This is a genomic window from Arthrobacter sp. 001422645, from assembly GCF_059816125.1.
Window position 1 is genome coordinate 82,579 of sequence record NZ_JCBANT010000009.1, and the last position, 19,305, is coordinate 101,883.

21 protein-coding genes are annotated in these 19,305 nt (G+C 66.5%); 9 read left to right on the forward strand and 12 right to left on the reverse strand.

Features of this window, described 5'->3' with window-relative positions; translation table 11 throughout:
• From AC6EUH_RS11045 to AC6EUH_RS11060, 4 genes are all read right to left on the reverse strand, one after another.
• The gene (locus AC6EUH_RS11045) at positions 1–879 is read right to left on the reverse strand and encodes a carbohydrate ABC transporter permease (RefSeq protein ID WP_056430271.1); all 879 of its coding nucleotides are present in this window, start codon (positions 877–879) and stop codon (positions 1–3) included.
• A gap of 1 nt (position 880) precedes the next feature.
• Entirely contained in the window at positions 881–1,843 is a 963-nt protein-coding gene (locus AC6EUH_RS11050) for a carbohydrate ABC transporter permease (RefSeq protein ID WP_056430273.1), read from the reverse strand.
• Positions 1,844–1,924: 81 nt separating this feature from the next.
• Positions 1,925–3,220, reverse strand: coding sequence for a sugar ABC transporter substrate-binding protein (locus AC6EUH_RS11055; protein ID WP_499738652.1), 1,296 nt, complete (start codon positions 3,218–3,220; stop codon positions 1,925–1,927).
• A gap of 168 nt (positions 3,221–3,388) precedes the next feature.
• Positions 3,389–4,411, reverse strand: a complete 1,023-nt coding sequence (locus tag AC6EUH_RS11060) for a LacI family DNA-binding transcriptional regulator (protein ID WP_056430279.1) — start codon at positions 4,409–4,411, stop codon at positions 3,389–3,391.
• Positions 4,412–4,568: 157 nt separating this feature from the next.
• Between AC6EUH_RS11060 and AC6EUH_RS11065 the strand changes: the two genes are divergently transcribed.
• On the forward strand, positions 4,569–5,948 hold the full coding sequence (locus AC6EUH_RS11065) for an MFS transporter (protein ID WP_499738653.1): 1,380 nt from the start codon (positions 4,569–4,571) through the stop codon (positions 5,946–5,948).
• A 67-nt stretch (positions 5,949–6,015) separates the two neighbouring features.
• Here the strand turns inward: AC6EUH_RS11065 and AC6EUH_RS11070 are convergent, their stop codons facing one another.
• The 5 genes from AC6EUH_RS11070 to AC6EUH_RS11090 all read right to left on the reverse strand — a co-directional run bounded on the left by AC6EUH_RS11070 (position 6,016) and on the right by AC6EUH_RS11090 (position 9,709).
• Positions 6,016–6,363: a YqfO family protein gene (locus AC6EUH_RS11070; protein ID WP_056430286.1), complete on the reverse strand. Its 348-nt coding sequence runs from the start codon at positions 6,361–6,363 to the stop codon at positions 6,016–6,018.
• A 112-nt stretch (positions 6,364–6,475) separates the two neighbouring features.
• The gene (locus AC6EUH_RS11075; RefSeq protein ID WP_056430290.1) at positions 6,476–7,312 is read right to left on the reverse strand and encodes an ABC transporter permease; all 837 of its coding nucleotides are present in this window, start codon (positions 7,310–7,312) and stop codon (positions 6,476–6,478) included.
• On the reverse strand, positions 7,309–8,253 hold the full coding sequence (locus tag AC6EUH_RS11080; protein WP_499738654.1) for an ATP-binding cassette domain-containing protein: 945 nt from the start codon (positions 8,251–8,253) through the stop codon (positions 7,309–7,311). Before AC6EUH_RS11080 ends, AC6EUH_RS11075 begins: the two co-directional genes overlap by 4 nt.
• A 31-nt stretch (positions 8,254–8,284) precedes the next feature.
• On the reverse strand, positions 8,285–9,130 hold the full coding sequence (locus AC6EUH_RS11085; protein ID WP_056430295.1) for a DUF4097 family beta strand repeat-containing protein: 846 nt from the start codon (positions 9,128–9,130) through the stop codon (positions 8,285–8,287).
• Between the two features lie 90 nt (positions 9,131–9,220).
• The gene (locus AC6EUH_RS11090; protein ID WP_056430297.1) at positions 9,221–9,709 is read right to left on the reverse strand and encodes a type II toxin-antitoxin system HicB family antitoxin; all 489 of its coding nucleotides are present in this window, start codon (positions 9,707–9,709) and stop codon (positions 9,221–9,223) included.
• A 143-nt stretch (positions 9,710–9,852) separates the two neighbouring features.
• Here AC6EUH_RS11090 and AC6EUH_RS11095 point away from each other — a divergent pair, with 143 nt between their 5' ends.
• Entirely contained in the window at positions 9,853–10,485 is a 633-nt protein-coding gene (locus tag AC6EUH_RS11095) for a DUF998 domain-containing protein (protein WP_499738655.1), read from the forward strand.
• A 25-nt stretch (positions 10,486–10,510) separates the two neighbouring features.
• Here AC6EUH_RS11095 and AC6EUH_RS11100 read toward each other — a convergent pair whose 3' ends face one another.
• Positions 10,511–10,819, reverse strand: a complete 309-nt coding sequence (locus AC6EUH_RS11100; RefSeq protein ID WP_056430304.1) for an antibiotic biosynthesis monooxygenase family protein — start codon at positions 10,817–10,819, stop codon at positions 10,511–10,513.
• Positions 10,820–10,881: 62 nt separating this feature from the next.
• Positions 10,882–11,424: an ArsR/SmtB family transcription factor gene (locus AC6EUH_RS11105; protein ID WP_056430307.1), complete on the reverse strand. Its 543-nt coding sequence runs from the start codon at positions 11,422–11,424 to the stop codon at positions 10,882–10,884.
• Between the two features lie 74 nt (positions 11,425–11,498).
• Here AC6EUH_RS11105 and AC6EUH_RS11110 point away from each other — a divergent pair, with 74 nt between their 5' ends.
• Positions 11,499–12,749 carry an MFS transporter gene (locus AC6EUH_RS11110; RefSeq protein WP_056430310.1) on the forward strand — a complete coding sequence of 417 codons (1,251 nt, stop codon included), beginning with the start codon at positions 11,499–11,501 and terminating at the stop codon, positions 12,747–12,749.
• 51 nt (positions 12,750–12,800) lie between these two features.
• Positions 12,801–13,613 carry an alpha/beta fold hydrolase gene (locus AC6EUH_RS11115; RefSeq protein WP_056430313.1) on the forward strand — a complete coding sequence of 271 codons (813 nt, stop codon included), beginning with the start codon at positions 12,801–12,803 and terminating at the stop codon, positions 13,611–13,613.
• 10 nt (positions 13,614–13,623) lie between these two features.
• Here the strand turns inward: AC6EUH_RS11115 and AC6EUH_RS11120 are convergent, their stop codons facing one another.
• Positions 13,624–14,106 (reverse strand): hypothetical protein, encoded by a 483-nt coding sequence (locus AC6EUH_RS11120; RefSeq protein WP_235500231.1) that lies wholly within the window; start codon positions 14,104–14,106, stop codon positions 13,624–13,626.
• A gap of 157 nt (positions 14,107–14,263) precedes the next feature.
• On the opposite strand from AC6EUH_RS11120, the gene AC6EUH_RS11125 reads away from it, so the two are divergent.
• The 5 genes from AC6EUH_RS11125 (at position 14,264) to AC6EUH_RS11145 (ending at position 19,154) form a co-directional block, all read left to right on the forward strand.
• Positions 14,264–15,043: an ion transporter gene (locus AC6EUH_RS11125; protein ID WP_056430318.1), complete on the forward strand. Its 780-nt coding sequence runs from the start codon at positions 14,264–14,266 to the stop codon at positions 15,041–15,043.
• Positions 15,044–15,230: 187 nt separating this feature from the next.
• Positions 15,231–16,007, forward strand: coding sequence for an electron transfer flavoprotein subunit beta/FixA family protein (locus tag AC6EUH_RS11130; RefSeq protein WP_499738656.1), 777 nt, complete (start codon positions 15,231–15,233; stop codon positions 16,005–16,007).
• Positions 16,008–16,019: 12 nt separating this feature from the next.
• Complete coding sequence (locus tag AC6EUH_RS11135) at positions 16,020–17,009, forward strand: electron transfer flavoprotein subunit alpha/FixB family protein (protein ID WP_056430325.1); 990 nt, start codon at positions 16,020–16,022, stop codon at positions 17,007–17,009.
• Positions 17,010–17,011: 2 nt separating this feature from the next.
• Positions 17,012–18,736 carry a cytochrome b/b6 domain-containing protein gene (locus AC6EUH_RS11140; protein WP_056430329.1) on the forward strand — a complete coding sequence of 575 codons (1,725 nt, stop codon included), beginning with the start codon at positions 17,012–17,014 and terminating at the stop codon, positions 18,734–18,736.
• 157 nt (positions 18,737–18,893) lie between these two features.
• Positions 18,894–19,154, forward strand: coding sequence for a hypothetical protein (locus tag AC6EUH_RS11145; protein ID WP_499738657.1), 261 nt, complete (start codon positions 18,894–18,896; stop codon positions 19,152–19,154).
• Positions 19,155–19,305: the final 151 nt, after the last annotated feature.

Genomic DNA, 19,305 nt, shown 5'->3' on the forward strand with positions numbered 1-19,305 from the left:
TTAGCCCTTGACGCCGCTGGAGGCGATGCTGTTGATGAAGGAGCGCTGGAAGGCGATGAAGAGGACCACCACGGGGACCGTGATGAGGGACGCGTAGGCCATGACCTCGCCCCAGGAGACGTTGAGCTGGAAGAAGTACTGGATGCCGATCATGACCGGGCGGAGTTCCTCGGACTGGACCACCATGAGGGGCCACAGGTACGAGTTCCAGGCCGGCAGGAACGTCAGGATCGCGACCGTGGCCGTGGCCGGGCCGGCCAGCGGCATGACCACCTGGCGGTAAATCTTGAACCATCCCGCACCGTCGATCCGGGCGGCTTCGTCCAGTTCCTTGGGGATGGATTCGAAGTACTGGTGAAAAAGGTAGATGGAGAACGCATTGGCGATAAACGGAATGATCTGGACCTGATACGTGTCCAACCAGCCCTTCGAGATCTCAAGGCTGAAGCCGTTGAGTTCGAAGTACGGCAGCTGGTTGACCCACCAGACGAGGGGCAGGGCCAGGGTCTGGAACGGCACGATCAGCGTGGCAAGGATGACGGTGAACACCACCCGTTTGCCACGCACTTCCATGCGGGACAGGGCGAAGGCGCAGAGGCTGTTGATGAAGATGCCCAGGACCACGGTGACGGCGGAGATGCCGATGGAGTTGACCAGGAAACGGGCAGCCGGGACCCGGTCGAAGACCGCCGCGTAGTTGTCGAAGGAGATGTTTCCCACCGGCAGGAAGGCCGCCACGGAGGACATGTCCCCGAAGATCTGGGTGTCCGGCTTGAGCGAGGAAACCAGCATAAAAACGATTGGGAAAGCAGCGACGGCGGCGAACAGGATCCGCACCAGCATGGTTGCCGCGCTACTGAGTCGAAGCGAGTTTTTCACGTCAGTCCTTCTCTCGGGTCAGGTAGCGCTGCACCGCTGAAATGAGCAGCACCAGGACGAAGAAAACCAGCGATATCGCGGAGGCGTAAGAGGTTTCCTGCTGTTTGAAGCCAGAGCGGACGGCCTCGTAGATGATGGTGGTGGTGGAGTCGAGCGGGCCGCCCTGGGTCATGACGCTGACCTGGTCGAAGAGGCCGAGGGCCTGGATGGTGATGGTCACCAGGACCAGGCTGCGGGTGTGCTTCAGGCCGGGCCAGGTGACATACCGGAACTGGTGCCACCGGCTGGCGCCGTCCAGCTGGGCCGCCTCGTACAGTTCCCCGGAGATGCTCTGCAGGCCGGCGAGCCAGATGATCATGTGGAATCCGGCGGCCTGCCAGATGGACAGCGCGATGATGGCGGGCATGGCCGTGGCGGGGTCGTTGAGCCAGTCGGCGCCCTGGATGAGGCCGAAGCTGAACGTGGACAACAGCTCGTTGATCAGGCCGTCCTTGCGGTACATAAAGAGCCACAACAGGGAGACCACCACCATGGACGTGACCACAGGCAGGAAGTAGACGGTGCGGAAGAAGTTCACGCCCCGGAACTTCTTGTTGATCAGCAGCGCCATGGCCAGGGCCAGGGCCGACTGCACCGGGACCACCACCACGGCGAAGTAGGTGACGTTCAGGAGTGCCCGCCAGAAGGTGGGGTCCGCGAACAGCCGGGCAAAGTTGTCGGTGCCGACGAATTCCACCGGGCGGGGCGAGATCAGCCGGGCGTTGGTGAAGGCCAGGCCGAAGCCAAGGATGGCCGGCAGGAACACAAAGAGGAGCAGCAGCACCGCGGCGGGGGCAATCATGCCCCAGCCGCTGATCTGCTCGCGCAGGAAGCCTGCCCGGCGGTGGCGCGGCGCGGACGGCAGCGGCGCCGGCGTCGGTGCGGCGGCGGGGCGGGGACGGGTGTCAAGAGGGGTGGTTGTCATGGGATTCTCCGTTGACCTGCAGCACCGGGGGGACGACGACGGCGGAACTCGCCGGCCGTCGTCGTCCTCCGCGGAAGGCTGCTAGTTCTTGTAGCCGCCGTTGGACTTGATGTTGGCGTCGATGGCCTTGACTGCCTTGTCCAAGGCCGTCTGGGGATCGGCGCCTGCCAGGACGTCCTGGACCGCCTTGCCGTATTCGGTGGCGATGAAGGGGTAGGCCGGCGTCTCGGGGCGCATCACCGCGTACTGGCGGGAGAAGTCCATGAAGATCCGGTTGGCGCCGCCCTCCGCGAACGCGGGGATCAGCGCTGCGGCCTCATCCGTGGCCGGGATGGTGCCCGTGGCCTTGGCAACTGCGGCCAGGTTTTCCGGCTTCAGGGAGTAGGAGAGGTAGTCCATGGCGGCGTCGGTGTTGGCGCAGCCTTCCGTGACGCCCCACTGCCAGGAGGCCCCGCCGATCTTGGGTCCGTTGCCGAGGTCCACTGTGGGCATGACCACCAGGTCGTCGCCGAGTGCGGCGCGGGCCTTGTCCGCGGCCCATGAACCGGTGTAGAGCAGCCCGCTCTTGTTGTTCAGGAAGTCCTGTGTGGAGTCCTTGCCGCTCTTCGTGGCCATAAAGCCCTGTTCCGCCAGGCCGCGGAACCACTGGGCCCACTCCACGGCTTTGTCCCCGTTGAGGACGCCTTCCGCCGTCTGGAAACCGTCGCGGTTGATGAGGTCTGCGCCAAAGGACTGCAGGAGCGGCGAGTAGCCGTACGGCAGCCATTCGCCGCTGCCGGCGGTCCCCATGTCCAGCGGGTAGTCCCACTTGTCCAGGGCCTTGAGTTTGGTCAGCGCGTCCTGGAACTCGTCCTTGGTCCAGGGCTGCTTCACCGTTGCCACGCGTACACCTGCGGCCTTGAGGTCGGAGGCCCGGGCAAGCATGGCCAGCGCGACGTCGTAGTGGCCCACCGCGTAGGTCTCGCCCTCCCACGTGGCCACGGTGCTGGGGAGGTGTGCGGAAAGGTCGGTGGTGAGCTTGAGCGGTGTCAGGTACTTGGCCCACGCCCAGTTGGGTACATTGGGGCCGTCGATATCGACGATGCAGGGAAGTTTGCCGGCTGCGGCCGCAGAGACCACGGAGTCGTTGTAGGAGTCCTGCGGAAATGCCTGCACCTTGATCTTGGCCTTGGCATCGCTGCTCTTGTTGTAGGAGTCGACGACGCCCTTGATCGCCGCCAGCTCTTCCGGGTTGCCGGCGTTGTGGGTCCACAGGGTGATCTCGTTGGAACCTTCGGACGTGGCCGAGGCACTGCCTTTGCCGCAGGCGCCAAGGCTGCCGATCAGGGCGGCCGCCGTTATGCTGGTGGCCAGGATTCGGGTGAATCGCTTGTTCATGAGTGAGTCTTTCTGCTTGTCTTATGCGCGGATGATCAGCCCGGGTCCTTGGGGGCGCGGCCGGTGCAACGGCTGCGTCCCTTTTGCGGGGCCCGGGGATGGGTGTGTGCTGTCGGTGGAGTGTGCTCTGGATGGAGTGCTCTGTCCGGATTGCTCAGTCCGGAGTGTTCAGTCCGGCGGTGGACCGACGGACCCTCTCTCAATGAGCGGGCAGGAGAACTTCTCTTGGACGGCTGCCGTTTCGGGCCCTTCGATATCGTCGAGGAGCCGGGTGACCGCCCAGCGTCCCATCTCATAGTGCGGAAGCGCCACGGTGGTGAGTCCGGGCCACAGCGCCGCGGCGATCAGCTCGAGGTTGTCCGTTCCGACGATGGAGACGTCCTCGGGGATGCGGAGCCCCAGCGCGGCAGCGGCCTGGTAGGCACCCATGGCCACGCGGTCGCTGAAACAGAACAATCCAGTCGGCCGCTCCGGGCGCCGCAGCAGTTCCAGTGCTGCCTCCCGCCCGCCCTGAGTATCGGCCACCCCTGCGGTCACCAGTTCCGAATGGAAGCGGAGGCCGTGGCGCGCCAGGGCGTTCCGGAAGCCCTGCAGCCGTCCGTGGGTTGCCGGGATATCGTCGCCGTTGCCGAGCATTCCGATCCTGGTATGGCCGGCCTTGACGAGGGCTTCCACTGCCGTTTCCGCCGCGGTCACTTCGTCCGGGACCACCGATGAGATGGACCGGTCCACCGTAACGGCGTCGAGGAGGACCGTGGGAAGCGTGCCCAGTTCCTCCGGAAGGCTGACCCCCTGGTGGTACATCCTCGCGTAGACGATCCCGTCCACCTGGTGTTGCTGCAGGGTGCGGATTTCGCGGTGCTCGAGTTCCAGGTCGCGGCCCGAGTTGACCACCATGAGCACGTAGCCGCGCTCGTAGGCGGCGTCCTGGGCGCCCCTGATCATCGCCCCGGCGAACGGCGTGGTGGTGATTTCGTCGCTGACGAGGCCAAGGATCTGCGAACGCTGGTTGCGCAGTCCGCTGGCAAGCCGGTTGGGAGCGTAGCCAAGGTCCTTGGCCACAGCCCGCACATGTTGCTGGGTCTGGGGATTGACGCGGGAACTGGTGGCGTCATTGAGGGCGTGCGAAACCGTGGTGACGGAAACGCCAGCGGCCTTCGCCACTTCCCGGATGCCTATCTTTGTCGCCATTGACTGTCCTTTGCAAAACGTTTTGCTTGTTGTGTTGATCACAGTACCCAAAACGATTTGCAACTGTCAATCATTTCGCCCGCAGCCGCCCGGGAGGTTCTTCCGGAACAGGCTCCAACCGTGTCCGCGCGCGGTCTCCGTCACTACAATGGGACGCATGACCGAGGCCTTGCGCAGTCCGGCACAGCGGTCCCGCACGTTCGCCGGGATCCTGGTGAATACCGCCCTCGCCAACATCACCACCAGCTACTTATGGTTCGCGCTGACGTTCTGGGTGTACCTGCAGACGCGCAACGTGATCGCCACCGGGGTGATTGGCGGCGCGTACATGCTGTTGATCGCCCTCTCCAGCATCAGCTTCGGAACTTTCGTGGACCGCTACCGCAAGCTGGCCGTGATGCGCTTCGCCGCCGGCTTCACGCTGGTGATGTTCGTGCTGTCCGGGGTCATGTTCCTGCTGACACCCGCCGCCCGGCTCCTGGACCTGACACAGCCCTGGTTCTGGGTCTTCACCCTGATCATCCTGGTCGGAGCGGTGGTGGAAAACATGCGCAACATTGCGCTCTCCACCACCGTCACCATCCTCATTGAGCCGGATCGGCGGGCCAACGCCAACGGGCTGGTGGGCATGGTGCAGGGACTGATGTTCATCGTCACCTCGCTGCTCTCCGGGCTGTCAGTCGGGCTGCTGGGCATGGGCTGGACGATCGTCGTCGCGATAGTGCTCACGGCGCTGGCATTCGCGCACCTGCTCATGCTGCGCATGCCCGAGGAGGTGCGCGCGGCCGCCACTGACGCGCACGGCGGATTCGACCTACGCGGCTCCCTCGCCGCCGTTCTAGCCATTTCCGGGCTGTTCGCGCTGATCCTCTTCTCCACGTTCAACAACTTCATCGGCGGCGTCTACATGGCGCTGATGGATCCCTACGGCCTGGAAATGTTCCCGGTGGAGCTGTGGGGGATCTACTTCGCGCTCGGCGCCACCGGGTTCATCGTGGGCGGAGCGCTGATCGGAAAATTCGGACTCGGGTCCAACCCGCTGCGTACCATGCTCATCGCCGTGATCGTCATGGGGATTCTTGGTGCGGTGTTCACGCTGCGGGAGTGGGCATGGCTGTACATCACCGGCATCTGGCTGTACCTGGTTCTGGTGCCTTTCGTGGAGGCCGCCGAGCAGACGGTCATCCAGCAGGTGGTGCCTCTAAACCGGCAGGGTCGGGTGTTCGGATTCGCCATGGCGTTCGAGTCCGCGGCAGCGCCAATCACCGCGTTCCTCATCGCGCCGATCGCCCAGGTCTGGATCATCCCCTACGCGCGGTCCGCAGAGGGTGCCGCCCAGCTGGCGCCGCTGCTGGGCGAGGGCACCTCCCGCGGCATCGCTCTGGTGTTCCTGGCGGCCGGGATCATCATGATCGCCGCCGCGATGCTGGCTTTCCTGACCCCGGTCTACCGCCGGGTCTCTGCGTCGTACGCGCGGACGGCTGCCGAGGAGTCGGGGATGGCGAACACCGCCTCCTCGTCCTCGTCCTCCAAATGAGTAGGAACTGCTTCTAGCACTCGCCTGCCGCGGCTCGTAGGTCACACCCGCTTCCGCACCCGCCGCGCTACTCCGCGGAGCCCGCCCGGCCCGGCTGGCTGGCATCAACCGGGAAGGTCATGAACGCCGGCGTCTCGTACGGATGCGCGGACAGCGCGGCGCCCACGACGGCGGTGCGCCGGGAGCGCGGGTAGATGGCCTCGATCCGGGTTTCCGGCACCTCCTCGGGGGATCCGACGGCGCCGATGGCCGGGTTCGCGCCGGGCAGCGGCGTGAAACGCCCGGTACCTTCGAGGCTGAACGAGCAGTGCGAGTAGTTGCCCAGGCGGCCCGCCCCGGCGTCGCCGATGGCTTGCCGGACAGCCTGTGCGGCATCGGTGGGGACGTAGATGACCAGGCAATCCATGGGCTCCATGGCTGAAAGTCTGGCACGGACCGCTGCGGAATGGCTCGGCTTTGCCGCAAGCAAGGGCGGGCGGCCGCGTTGAACCCGCGGCCGCCCGCCCTTATCCGGTGTGGGCTGGGCCTCAGCGCACCGACTTCCGCTCGTAGAGCGCCATGGACCAGGCATACCCGGCGACCGCAATGACCACGCACCATCCGATCGCGAGCACCGGACTCCAGCCGAGCGGGGTGCCAAGCAGCAGGCCGCGGATGGCCTCGATGAACGGCGTGAACGGCTGGTACTGCGCGAACCACTGCATCCACTCCGGCATCGACTCGGTGGGCACGAAGCCGCTGCTGAGGAAGGGCAGGAAGGTCAACAGGAGGGGCAGATTGCTCGCTGTCTCGACCGACTTCGCCTGCATCCCCATGGCCACCCCCAGCCAGCTGATCGCGAACGCGATGAGCACGAGCAGACCGGCGGTCGCACTCCACTCGACCGGTCCGGCAGTCGGGCGGAAGCCAATCAAGAGGCCGACGCCGAGCACCAGCACAACGGCGATGATCGCCTGGATGGTGTTGCCGAGCACGTGCCCGGCAAGCACCGCAGCCCGTGAGATCGCCATGGTGCGGAACCGCGCCGTGATGCCCTCGGCCATGTCCATCGAGACCGTCGTGGCGGTGCCGCCGGCGCTGCCCGCGATGGTCAACAGCAGGATGCCCGGCATAACGTATGCGACATACGCCTCCCGCCCTCCGGCCGGATCCGCACCGGGCAGGCCGGCCCCGAGGGTGCCGCCGAACACGAACACGAAGAACAGCAGGAGCACCACCGGCCCCACGATGGTGAACACGGACAGGCCCGGGTAGCGCACCATGTGCAGCAGGTTGCGGCGCAGCATGGTGGCCGCGTCGGCGATGACGTGCGATTGGCGGCCGGTGCCCGGGGTCGTCTGGCGCCGGGCGGTGATGGTGGTCATGACGCGGTTCCCTTCGTGTCGGCCCGGCTGGTGAGCGCGAAGAACACGTCATCGAGGTCCGGGGTGTGGATGCTGAGGTCGTCCACCTCGAGGTTGGCCGAGTCGAGGCGGTCCAGCACGGTGCGCAGCGCGCCCACCCCGCCATCGCTCGGCACGGCAAGCGAGAGCCCGGCGTCGTCGCGGGCCGACTCGTCGAGCAGGCGGGCAGCGGAGTCGAGCGCCGCGGCATCCGCGAACCGGAGCCGGATGTGGCCTCCGGGCACCAGGCGCTTGAGCTCGTCCGGGGTCCCCTCGGCGACGATGCGGCCGCCGTCGAGCACCGCGATGCGGTCCGCGAGCTCGTCCGCCTCGTCGAGGTACTGGGTGGTGAGCAGCACGGTGGTGCCGTCCGCGACGAGGCCGCGCACGATGTCCCACATGGTGCGGCGGCTACGAGGGTCCAGGCCCGCGGTGGGCTCGTCGAGGAAGATGACGCTGGGCGCCGAGACAAGGGTCATCGCCAGGTCGAGGCGGCGGCGCATCCCGCCCGAGTAGGTGGCAAGCGGTTTGCGGGCGGCGTCGGTGAGGTCGAACTGCTCCAGCAGCTCGGCCACCCGGGTCCTTGAGCGGTTCGCCCCGAGGTGGCGCAGCCGGGCCATCAGCTGGAGGTTCTCCTCGCCGGTGAGGAGGTTGTCCACCGCGGAGAACTGTCCGGTGAGGCCGATCGCGGCGCGCACGCCGCCCGGATCGCGGACGACGTCGCAGCCGTTCACGACGGCTGTGCCGCCGTCGGGCCGGACAAGCGTGGCCAGAATGTGCACGGCGGTCGTTTTGCCCGCGCCGTTCGGGCCGAGCAGCGCCGTGACGGTGCCCGCGCCCACGGTGAGGTGGACGTCGTCGAGCACGACCTTTTGGCCGTAGGACTTCCGCAGCCCGCGGGCTTCGATCGCTGGCGTATTCATGGGTTCGTTCCTTTCCGCTGGATGCCCGGAGTTAGCGGGCGCGTTGGATGCTGATGTCGCTGGCCCGGGTGCGCGCGTGCACTGCGACCGCCTGTTCGGACGCGCCGGGAGCGTGGTCGCCGTCGAGCTCGTTGCGCACGTGCCCGTCCTTCGAGGACAGGTCGAGCCAGGCGGGAACGCCGGGCCGCACGCCGATGGTGACCTGGCCGAAGCCGCTCTCCACCTGGATGGAACCGCTCGAGACCTCGCCGAGGTGGATGCTGCCGTACGCGGTCTTCGCCGCAACGGAGGCGAGCGCCTTCGTGATCTCGAGGTCGCCGTAGGAGAGCTTCGCGTCGAGGTCGCCGCCCGACTCCCCGATCAGGATGCTGCCATGCGATGCCTTGAGGAGCGCGTCGCCGGTGACCGTTCCGATCCGGATCTGACCGTGGTCGGCCGTGATCTCGAGTCCGCCCTTGGCGGTACCCACGGTCGCGTTGCCGTGCGAGGCGCGTAGCCACAGGTCGCCGGTGGTGTCCAGATCCACGCGGCCAAGCGAGCTTTTGATGCGGGTCGCGCCGAGGCGTCCGACGGTTCGCACGCCTCCCACCGCGATTTCGGCGGTGAACCGCGATCCGGCCGGCAGCTCGACTTTGACGTCGACCGACTCGGTGGGCCCCCGCCAGCTGAAGCGGGGCCGCGGGCCCTTGATGGTGACCCGCTCGCCGTCGAAGTCGACCGTGGTCTCCTCCGCGCCTCGGCGGTCCACCGCCTTATCCGGGTTGGTGGGCGAAACGGTCACCACCGTGTCGGCGCGGTCACCGGCGAAGACGTCGATCGCGCCGACCTGGAGGTTGATGGCGAGGTCAATGGGGGCGGGGGTGTTGAACGTGGGCATGCCGAAGTCTGCCTTTCTGTGGGTGTGTTCGTTCGGCCCCGCGGGTTCGCGTGGCTGGTGGGTGTGTTGGGCTGTGGTGGCGTGAGCGGGTTACCGCGCCCAGCCCGCGAAGTTGTCGCCGGTGCGCAGCGTGCGCTGCGCGGATCGTCGCTGCTTCGGCTGGAGTGCGGTGGCGACGGCTCGGACCAGCCAGGTGTTGACGGACAGCCCGTCCGCCGCCGCCGCCTCGTCCACCCGCGCCTTGAGGGCGTCGGGCAGGCGGAGCGTGGTGCGGGAGGTGCTCGCGTCGTCGAGATCGAGCGGTGCAGCCGGACGGTCGTCGTTGTCAGGTTCGGTGTTTGGCTGGGTTACAACGAACTCGACGTCGCGACCGCGCAGCCGCAGGTCAACCGAGCCGGGCGCGAGATCCCGGGTGATCTCGCCGGCCGCGGCCGACAGGGCATCGAGTAATACGAGCCGCGTGGCGGCATCCAGCCCGGCGGCGAGCCGTTCGGCGGCGGCTCGGGTGTTTTCCGAGCCGTCCTCCGCGGCATCCACTACCTGGCGTTGCAGGTCGGTGACGTACTGTCCGAGTTCCATGCCACCATAGTGACACCACTGTGGTGTCACGTCAAGGCCTGGTGGTGTCAAGGACAGCGCGCCCGGGCATTGTTCAGCCGCCCGTCCTGCAGGCTGGGCGCCGGGAGCGGGGCGTTTCCGGCGTCGGGGCTGATAATCAAGGCATGAAGGCGCTGACGGACTCCCTTGCGGTGTTTGCCGCGTGCTACTCGCTGGGTGCTGTCGCGGGTGCGATTCTTCTCGTTGTCGCGCTGCACAAGCTTGAACCGGAATTCGACCCCTCCTGGCGGATGCTCAGTGAATATTCGCTGGGCAGCTACGGCGTGATCATGCGGATTGCGTTCATCCTCGGCGGAACCGGCGTCGCAGCGTCCGGCATTGCCTTGTGGCCGCCTGCGGGCGTTCTGGCAGTCGGACTTCCCGTGGTGGCGCTAGGGCCGCTCGGGGCGGCTTTTGTCGACACGGACCCGATCACGACGCCACGGCCGGAGATCACAGGCCGGGGCAAGGTCCACGCCGGGCTCGGCTCGCTCTTCATCCTGGGCTTTCCCGTTGCCGCGACCTTTGCCGGAATCGGTGCAGCCATGCATTCGCCCGCCGGCCAGATTCTCGCGTGGGCGGCGGTCATCCCGTGGGCGGGCCTGATCTGGTTCCTCGGCGCGACATTCCGGTTCGGTCAACCCGACGCGGTCGGGAAGCCCGAGGTACTTATCGGCTGGCCCAACCGCTTCAGCATGCTGGCATATCTGGCCTGGGTGGCGTTGGCGGGCGGCCTGACACTGATCCAGGCTCTCTGAGGACCGAAGAACAGCAGGGAGCGAGCTAAGGCCGGGCAGGCACGGCCAGGATCTGCTCATAGTGTTCCACCGTTGGAAACGGTGAATAGAAATGATGCAGCAGCCCGCGCCACTCCTGGTACTCCGCGGACCCCCTGAAACCTTCCGTATGGTCCTCCAGACGGGCCCATTCCACCAGCAGCAGATACGTGGCGGTGCTCTCGATGCATCGCGAAAGCGTGAGGCCCTGGAATCCAGGCATGGAAGCAATGATCAGCTTCGCCTTGCTGAAGGCAATCTCGAAATCGTCCTCCATACCGGGCCGGACGGAGAGCAAGGCATGTTCGGTGATCATCCCACCATCATGACCCATCTTCTACCGCCGGGTGTCACCGCGGCAATGACGGGGCCGGCGGCCTAGTCCGGCGACCGGTGAAGGACAAAGATGCCGCCGTACGCGGGCTGGTCCGATCGTTGCCGGTCACTCTGGGTGTATTCGTCCAGCACAGCGCCTATGCGCGTGATCAGGTCCTCGGCGTCCTTCTCGGAGAGGTGCAACACGAAACGTGAGAGGCTGGCGATCGCGTCCGGCCCTGCTTCCGTCAACTCTTCCCGGAACGCCTCGATCGGCGCCAGCGGACCGCCCGGACCAGCTTCACGCAGTGCAGTGTCCAGGTTCCAGGACCGCCCCGTGGAACGGTACGGCTTCTCCAGCGCACCACTTTCTCCCGTGCGGACCTCGGCAGCTTCAAGGAATCCGGTGGAGAGCAATTGCCGCACGTGATAGAGCACTGTCCCTGGATCCTGGCCCAGCCGGTCGGCGAGTTGTTTGTTGGTCAGTTCGCGGAGTCCGCACAGGCGCAGGATCCTCAGACGCAGCGGATGGGCCAGCGCCTTGATTTCCCGGGCGCTGGCGGCGGGTTTATTCTCGTTCACGCTGGTCGGCTCTGCGTCCGTCATGGATCCATCCTACGATCCGGTGTACAAACTTCAACCCCCTTGAATTTTCTCAATCACTAGGGAATGGTTCACCTATGACTAGTTCCGCCGCGCAGGTGAAGGTACGGGGTGGCGCGCCGCTGGGTGCGTCCTATTGGAAGCTGTGGACCTCATCCGGGCTCTCCAACCTCGCGGACGGCGTCTTCAAAATCGCGCTGCCGCTGCTGGCCATTCAGTTCACGCAGTCACCCCCGCTGATTGCCGGGCTGACGGTCGCAGCGACGCTTCCCTGGCTCCTCTTCGCCCTCACTGCCGGCGCGCTGGCCGACCGGTTGGACCGGCGCAAGCTCATGCTGTGGGCCAACCTCGGCCGCGCGGTCCTGCCGGCCGTCCTGGTCGCCGTCGTCCTGTTGGATTTGGGCTCCATGTGGGCTCTGTACGTTGTCGCATTGCTGGTGGGGGTGGCTGAAACGCTCTACGACACCTCCGCGCAGTCGATCCTGCCCCAGGTGGTGCACAGGGATCAGCTGTCGCGCGCCAACGGCCGGCTCTATGCCGTCGAGCTCACCGCCAACCAGTTCGTTGGTCCCCCGCTGGGCGGGCTGCTGGTGACCCTCGGCGTCGTTGCGGCCTTTGCGGCGCCGGCGGCCCTCTGGCTTGCGGCCGTCGGCGCCCTGTTCCTGGTCCCGGGCGCTTTTCGCACAGAGCGGGAGGTGAAGACGACACTGCGATCCGACATTGGTGAGGGTTTGCGGTTTCTCTGGAACCAGAAGATCCTTCGCACGCTCGCGGTGATGACCGGGGTGTTCAACTTCGCATCCAACGCGGCATTCGCGGTGTTGGTGCTGTTTGCCGTGGGTCCGGCGTCGGAGATGGGACTGTCCGAAGTGGGGTTCGGCCTACTTTTGACGAGCTCCGCCCTCGGCGCCCTGGTTGGCTCGTTCATCGCCGAACGGGTGGAGGCCAAGCTGGGCCGGTCCAAGTCCCTGGCACTCACCATCTTCGGGGGCGCCTTGTTCGTAGGTGCGCCGGCCGTCACGGACAACCCCTACGTTCTTGGCCCGCTCCTGTTTGTGGGCGGCGTGCTGATCGTGCTGTGGAACGTCATTACCGTTTCCCTGCGCCAGCGCATTGCCCCCAACCGCTTGCTGGGCCGAGTCAACAGCGCCTACCGCCTGCTGGCGTGGGGCACCATGCCGCTCGGTGCGGCAGTTGGCGGCCTGCTGGCCCAATGGCTGGGCCTGCAGGTCATGTTCGGCATCATGGGAGTGCTGACCCTCGCGCTGCTCGGGTTGATGCCGATCCTCACGGACAAGGCGATTGCCGCAGCCGACGTGGAGTCCTAGGTTGCGTCGGACGCAGCGGCGAAGCGCCGCGGCGCGCTCTACACTGCTTGGATGGAGGCTACGGTCAGCGGAGTTCCTGTGCATTACGCCGCGTACGGCACCGGCACCCCGGTTCTGGCACTGCACGGCGCTGGTGTGGATCATCGCGAGATCGCCGGCGCCCTTGAACCGATATTCTGCAACGTTCCCGGGTTTCGGCGCCTGTATCCGGACCTGCCTGGGATGGGCCGCACTCCGGCGCCCGAGACGATCACAAGCAACGACGACGTCCTGGACCTCTTGCTCGGCTTCATCTACAGCACCATTGGCGATGAGCCGTTCCTTGTCATGGGTCAGTCGTACGGCGGCTACCTGGCCCGCGCCGTTGCCGACCAGAGACCTCAGCAGGCTGTCGGGCTGGCGTTAATCTGCCCGGTTGGCGCGCATACCCGCGACGTGCCTAAGCACGAGGTTCTTGTGGCGTCGGCCGACCTCAGCGGCAACCTGGACCCTGAGCTCGAGGCTTCCTACCGTAGCTACTTCGTTGTGCAGACGGCCGAAACGCTTAACCGGTTCCAGGAGTTGGTGGCTCCCGGAGCGTCACTCGTCGATGAATCGAGCCTGATGCGGATCTTTTCGCACTGGGAGCTACGGGATCGCCCGGAAGCTGCGAAAACCTATCTTCACCCTGTGCTCATTCTTGCAGGGAGGCAGGATGCCACGGCCGGGCACTCTGGCCCGCGGGAACTGATCGAGCACTACCCTCGCTCTACATTTGCCGTACTCGATCGCGCCGGCCACGCGCTGTTCCACGAGCAGCCCGCCCTCACGCAAGCCCTGGTGGTCGAATGGCTCGCGCGCGTGCGTGAGCTGTCCACGACATGAAATGGCCGCCTCAGGTGCGGACCCCTGCGGGGCCGGCATCCGCGTCGGGGTTCGCGCCGCTGGTACGCCGCACATTCACGGACGGCACCGGCTCCTCATCGCCCGGCCCCAAAAAGCGCCAGGCCGCGACTCCCGCGGTCACCGCGACGGCTACGGCCCCGGCAATCAACCAGGCTTTCCCCGAAGCCGTCCGCCGCGACTTCGCCCGGGCGGGTGCCGGGACAACCTTAGGGGCCACCCGCTGCAGGCCCTCGTGAACGCGGGGAGCCAGAGTTTCCACTCCGCCGGCGAGCTCGTCAGCGAGCCGCCGCAGACCGGCCTGGATCCTCGGGGACGCAGATTCAATCCCGGTGTCGAGCCCCGCGACCGCCTTCTGCAGTGCCGCCTCGACGCCGGGAGTGGCCCACTCCCTCCCCTTCGTGAGCTGGGACATGAGATTCTCGGAAAGATGCCGGATCTGATCGGCCTGCACTGTGGGTGTTGCCGTCCGCATGGGTGCCTCCTCGGTGTGATGGATGCCCATAGCCTACGGCGCAAGGCGCCGTCGAAAAAAGCCCCTCCCGGCAGCGGCGTCAGGAGGCGACCATAGTCCCGTCAGGCCCGGGCGAAAAAGTGTCGGCTACGCAGTGCCTACGTGTCAGAATCCTCACATGACCAAGGAACGCAGTGAACTGAAGAGCATCGGATACGAGATCTTCATCGGCATCCTCTCGATCCTGTCGATCGTCAATCTCGTGCTCTTGTATCTCGTGCAGGACGAGTCGCTCGACACCGTACTCACCGTGATGAACGCCATTTTCAGCGTGATCTTCCTCGCCGACTTCCTCTACCGGATTCTCACCGCGCCATCGGCGGGCGCCTATTTCTTCAAGCACTTCGGCTGGGCCGACCTGTTGGCCAGCGTGCCTGTTGCGCAATTCAAGATCCTGCGCGTCTTCCGGCTGGTCCGGGTGTACCGTCTGTTCCGCGAGGTCGGCAGCGGCACGATCGGCCGCGCGCTGATCAAAGATCGGGCCGGCAGCTCCCTGTACGTACTGCTGCTCATGGGCATTTTGGTGCTGGAGTTCGGAAGCCTCTCCATTCTCCGCGTCGAGCAGAACGCCCCAGAGGCCAACATCACGACCGCCTCGGACGCCATCTGGTACACGATCGTCACCATCTCAACAGTTGGATATGGTGACCAATATCCGGTCACCGATGCGGGCCGCACCATCGGCGCGGGCATCATCGTCCTCGGTGTCGGCATCTTCGGCACCTTCACCGGCTACCTGGCCAACTTCTTCCTGTCGCCGAAGAAGAAAGAGCAGGCACCGATGGCCAGTGCGGCCGACAGTCGTACCGCGACGGTCGACGGACTCCGCCTGCGCCTCGAAGCGTCCGAAGCCAAGCTCACCGAGATCAGGAAACTGCTTGCCGAGCCAACCCAGTGAACTTCTACCAATAGTCTTTTGAACCTGCGATTCACCGCTCCGGCACAAGCACCCCCAAGGACGACGACAGGGTACTCCACCGCGCGACACGGGCCCTGCCCGCCCGGCGGGAGCCGCACTTTCGTAGACTCAAGGGAGATCCAGCTTGTTTCCGCTTGAGACAGGCCCGCCACAGGAAGAGCCATCGATGAAGATTATCGTCCTAGTAAAAGAGGTCCCCGACACCTACGGGGACCGAAAACTGAACCTTGAAACAGGCCTCGCCGACCGCGAAGCCAGCGAGGCAGTCATTGATGAGATCGGTGAGCGGGCCCTGGAGCTGGCACTGACGTACGCAGACGCGAACCAGGGCACGGAGGTCGCAGTCCTCGCCCTCGCTCCGGAGGGCGCCACGGCTACGATCCGCAAGGGTCTCGCGATGGGCGCGGGCAGCGCCACCCACATCTCCGACGAGGCACTCCGGGGTGCGGATCTTGGACTGACCGCCGAGACCCTCGCCGCAGCGATCCGCCGCGTGGAATTTGACCTGGTGATCACCGGCAACGTCTCCACCGATGGGTCCGGCGGCATGATTCCCGCGATGCTCGCCGAATTGCTCGACGTGCCCCTTGCCAGCGGCCTCAGCTCCGTACACATCAGCGACGGCGCCGTGTCCGGCTCCAGGCCCGTTGAATCCGGCGTGCAGCAGGTCTCAGCGACCCTGCCCGCGGTGATTTCCATTACCGAGGCGCTTCCCGGGCCGCGCTTCCCGAACTTCAAAGGCATCATGGCCGCGAAGAAGAAGCCCGTTGAGGTGCTGACGCTCGCAGACCTCGGGGTCACGGCCGACAACCCGGACGCGGCGCGGTCGATCATGCTGACCGTGGCAGAGAAACCCCCGCGCGAAGCCGGCGTGAAGATCATTGACGAGGGTGATGCCGGCGAGAAGCTGGCCGACTTCCTCATCGAAAACCGACTGGCGTAAGGAACAACGATCATGACTGAATTCCCTCGTGACGCCATCCTCGTCGTCGTCGAAACCCAGGCTTCCGGAGAACTCGAGAAGGCAGCCCCCGGACTCTTCGGCGCTGCCGCCGGAGCCGGCACGCCGATTGCCCTGGTGCTCGCCGCACCCGGCACCGGAAGCGCCGCCGCCGCCGCCGCGGAGGCCGCGGACCTTGGTGCCGCGCACGTACTGATCGCCGAGACTCCGGATCCCTCCGCGCTCGGCGTGCCGGGCGTAGACGCCCTGGCCGCCGCTGTGGAGCAGGTGCAGCCGGACGCCATCCTGATATCGCATTCCCTGAACGGGCGCGACCTAGCCGGCCGCTACGCCGCCCGCGCGCGGGCAGCGGTATGCGTTGACGCCGTCGGTGTGTCCCGTGATGACGAGGGCGTCGTGGCACACCACTCCGTCTACGGCGGCGCCTACAACGTGACGTCAACGGCCACGTTCGGCGCGCCGGTCATCACGGTCCGGCAGGGCTCCATCGAGGCGCGCGCTGCGGCCCGGCCGCCGGCGTCGGAGACCCTGGCGGTGACGCCTTCCGGGAAGCCGGCCGCCCGGATCGACTCGTTCGACGAGGCCGTTGTGGCGACCTCCCGGCCTGAGCTGCGAGGCGCCGCAAAGGTTGTCGCGGGTGGCCGCGGGCTGGGGTCGGAGGAACAGTTCGCCCTGGTCGGACAGCTCGCCGATACCCTCGGCGCTGCCATTGGCGCTTCGCGGGCCGCGGTGGATGCGGGCTACGTCCCGCAGGCGCACCAGGTCGGCCAGACCGGGGTTTCCGTGTCATCACAGCTGTACATCGCGCTGGGCATCTCCGGCGCCATCCAGCACCGGGCGGGCATGCAGACTGCGAAGACGATCGTCGCCATCAACAAGGACGGAGACGCGCCGATCTTCGAGATCGCCGACTTCGGTGTGGTCGGCGACCTCTTCACGGTGGTACCCCAGCTGATCAGCGCCCTTGAGGCCCGGAAGAAGTAGCCATGACACCCCAGTCTCGGTCCATTCGGCGGGGCCTGCCCCGCGTCGAAGGCGGTGACCCCTGGCCTCCAGCAGGTGAGGCGCCCGCACGCATTGTCACGGCAGAAGCTCCGCCGGAGCTTGTTTCCCCGGCGGAACCGGCCACCGCCGCGCCCTCCGTTCCCTCCCTGCCCGCCGCGCCCCCTCCCCCGAAAACGGCACCGGGTGCGACGGCGGTGTCCGCTCCGGTCCCTGCCGGGAACTCCGGCGCCGCGGCGCCGCGGCAGCTTCGCCGCGGCCTGCCGCGCGTGCCGGGCGGCGAACCGTGGCCGCCAGCGGGCGAGGTTACGGCATCAGCGGCAGCCCTGTCCGGGGCTCCCGCCGCAGGCGACACCCAGCCGCCGACGGCAGCTGAGACGCCGACGCCGACCGCCGTCGCCGCTGCAGCTCCGCAAGAAGTACCGGCAGCGTCGCTGCCCGCCGCTGCTCCGGCCACCGCACCCGCCACCCTGACAACGGGAACCACACCGCTCCGCCGCGGGCTTCCGCGCGTCCCGGGCGGTGAACCGTGGCCGCCGGCTGGACTTGCTCCGGTGGTAGCTGTTGCTTCTGCTGTCGCCGCCGCCCCCGCGGTCCAGGCCGAGCCCGAACACATGGCTCCCGCCGCGGCTGCCAGCGTGCCGGAGACTGTTCCCGAGGTGGAGCCGCCTGCGACGGTGGAGTCGACCGCGCCCGCGAGCGCACCCGCGGTCCCCGCCGCAGCACCCGCCGCCCCACCAGCAGCTCCGGCACCGGCGGCACCATCAGCCGCCGCTCAAAAGCCCGTGAAGCCGAAGACCGAGGCAAGGCTCTACGGGTCTCGCACCCTGGGCCAGTGGATCAAGCGCGTGGTGCTCCTCGTCGTCGGCGCCGTGGCCGCCGCAGCGATTCTTGTGCTCGCCGCGCGCGGTGTGACGACGCTGCCGGGCGTACCCGAGTTCCTCGAAAGGTACCCCGGCGAGTACCACTTGCCGGAGGCCGCCGAACCGGGCTTCCCGTGGTGGGCGCAGTGGACACACTTCCTGAACTTCTTCCTGATGGTGCTCATCATCCGCTCCGGCTACCAGGTGCGCACGCAGCAGAAGCCGCCGGCGTTCTGGACGCCGAAGCGCGGTGGCAAGAAGATCAGCATCAACCTGTGGCTGCACCAGTCGCTGGACATCCTGTGGCTGGCCAACGGCCTCATCTTTGTGGTGCTGCTGTTTGCCTCCGGCCACTGGATGCGCATCGTCCCGACCAGCTGGGAGGTGTTCCCGAACGCGCTCTCCGCGCTCCTGCAGTACATGACACTCGACTGGCCCGTGGAGAACGGCTGGGTGAACTACAACAGCCTGCAGCAGCTCATGTACTTCATCGTGGTCTTCATCGCGGCTCCGCTCGCGGCCATCACGGGTGCGCGCATGAGCGAGTTCTGGCCGAAGGACGCGAAGACGCTGAACAGGATCTACCCGGTGGAGGCTGCGCGCGCGCTTCACTTCCCCACGATGCTGTTCTTCGTGCTGTTCATCCTCATCCACGTGTTCCTGGTGTTCGCGACCGGTGCGCTGCGCAACCTGAACCACATGTTCGGCGGCACCGACGTGGTGAACTGGACCGGGTTCTGGCTTTTCGCGGCAGCCATCGCCGTCACGGCGGCCGCATGGTACGCCGCCCGCCCGCTCGTGCTCGCACCCATCGCGAAGCTGTTCGGCCAGGTGAGCAGCCGCTAGGCGAGGGACCGGCCGGCCGCTACGCGAGGAGCCGGCCGGCCAATTTTCCCGCTATCGCTGCATTGGGTGCCGTGGTACGTTCAGCGTGATCAGGAGGTCCTAGCGCGGCTCCTATCCAGCCCGGCTCCTGGCACAACCCCAGAAAGCGGAGGCAACGATGCCAACACTCATGATCTTCCACGAAGTCGACGACGTTGAGCACTGGCTCAGTTCACCAAAACGGGAAGAAGTATTCGGGCCGCTGGGCATCACGGTTCGAACCTTCATCGACCCGGCAAAGAGCAACCGTGTGGGGCTGATCGCCCAGGTCCCCGACATGGAAACGTTCCAGCGGATCATGGAGTCCGAAGCGGCAGCCGAAGCGATGAAATTCGACGGCGTCCGTCCGGACACCATCCTGGTGCTCGTCGAACCCTAGGCACACCGGGCCGAGCGACGCCGAGCCAACGACGGCTGAAAGTTGGCCAAGTTCATCCCGCTGGCCGGTCCGCTGCTGGCCACCAGTTCGCTGAGCTCGGGAATGGTCGCGGCATGAGGATCACTCGTACAGCCAGCGCAGTATGGAAAGG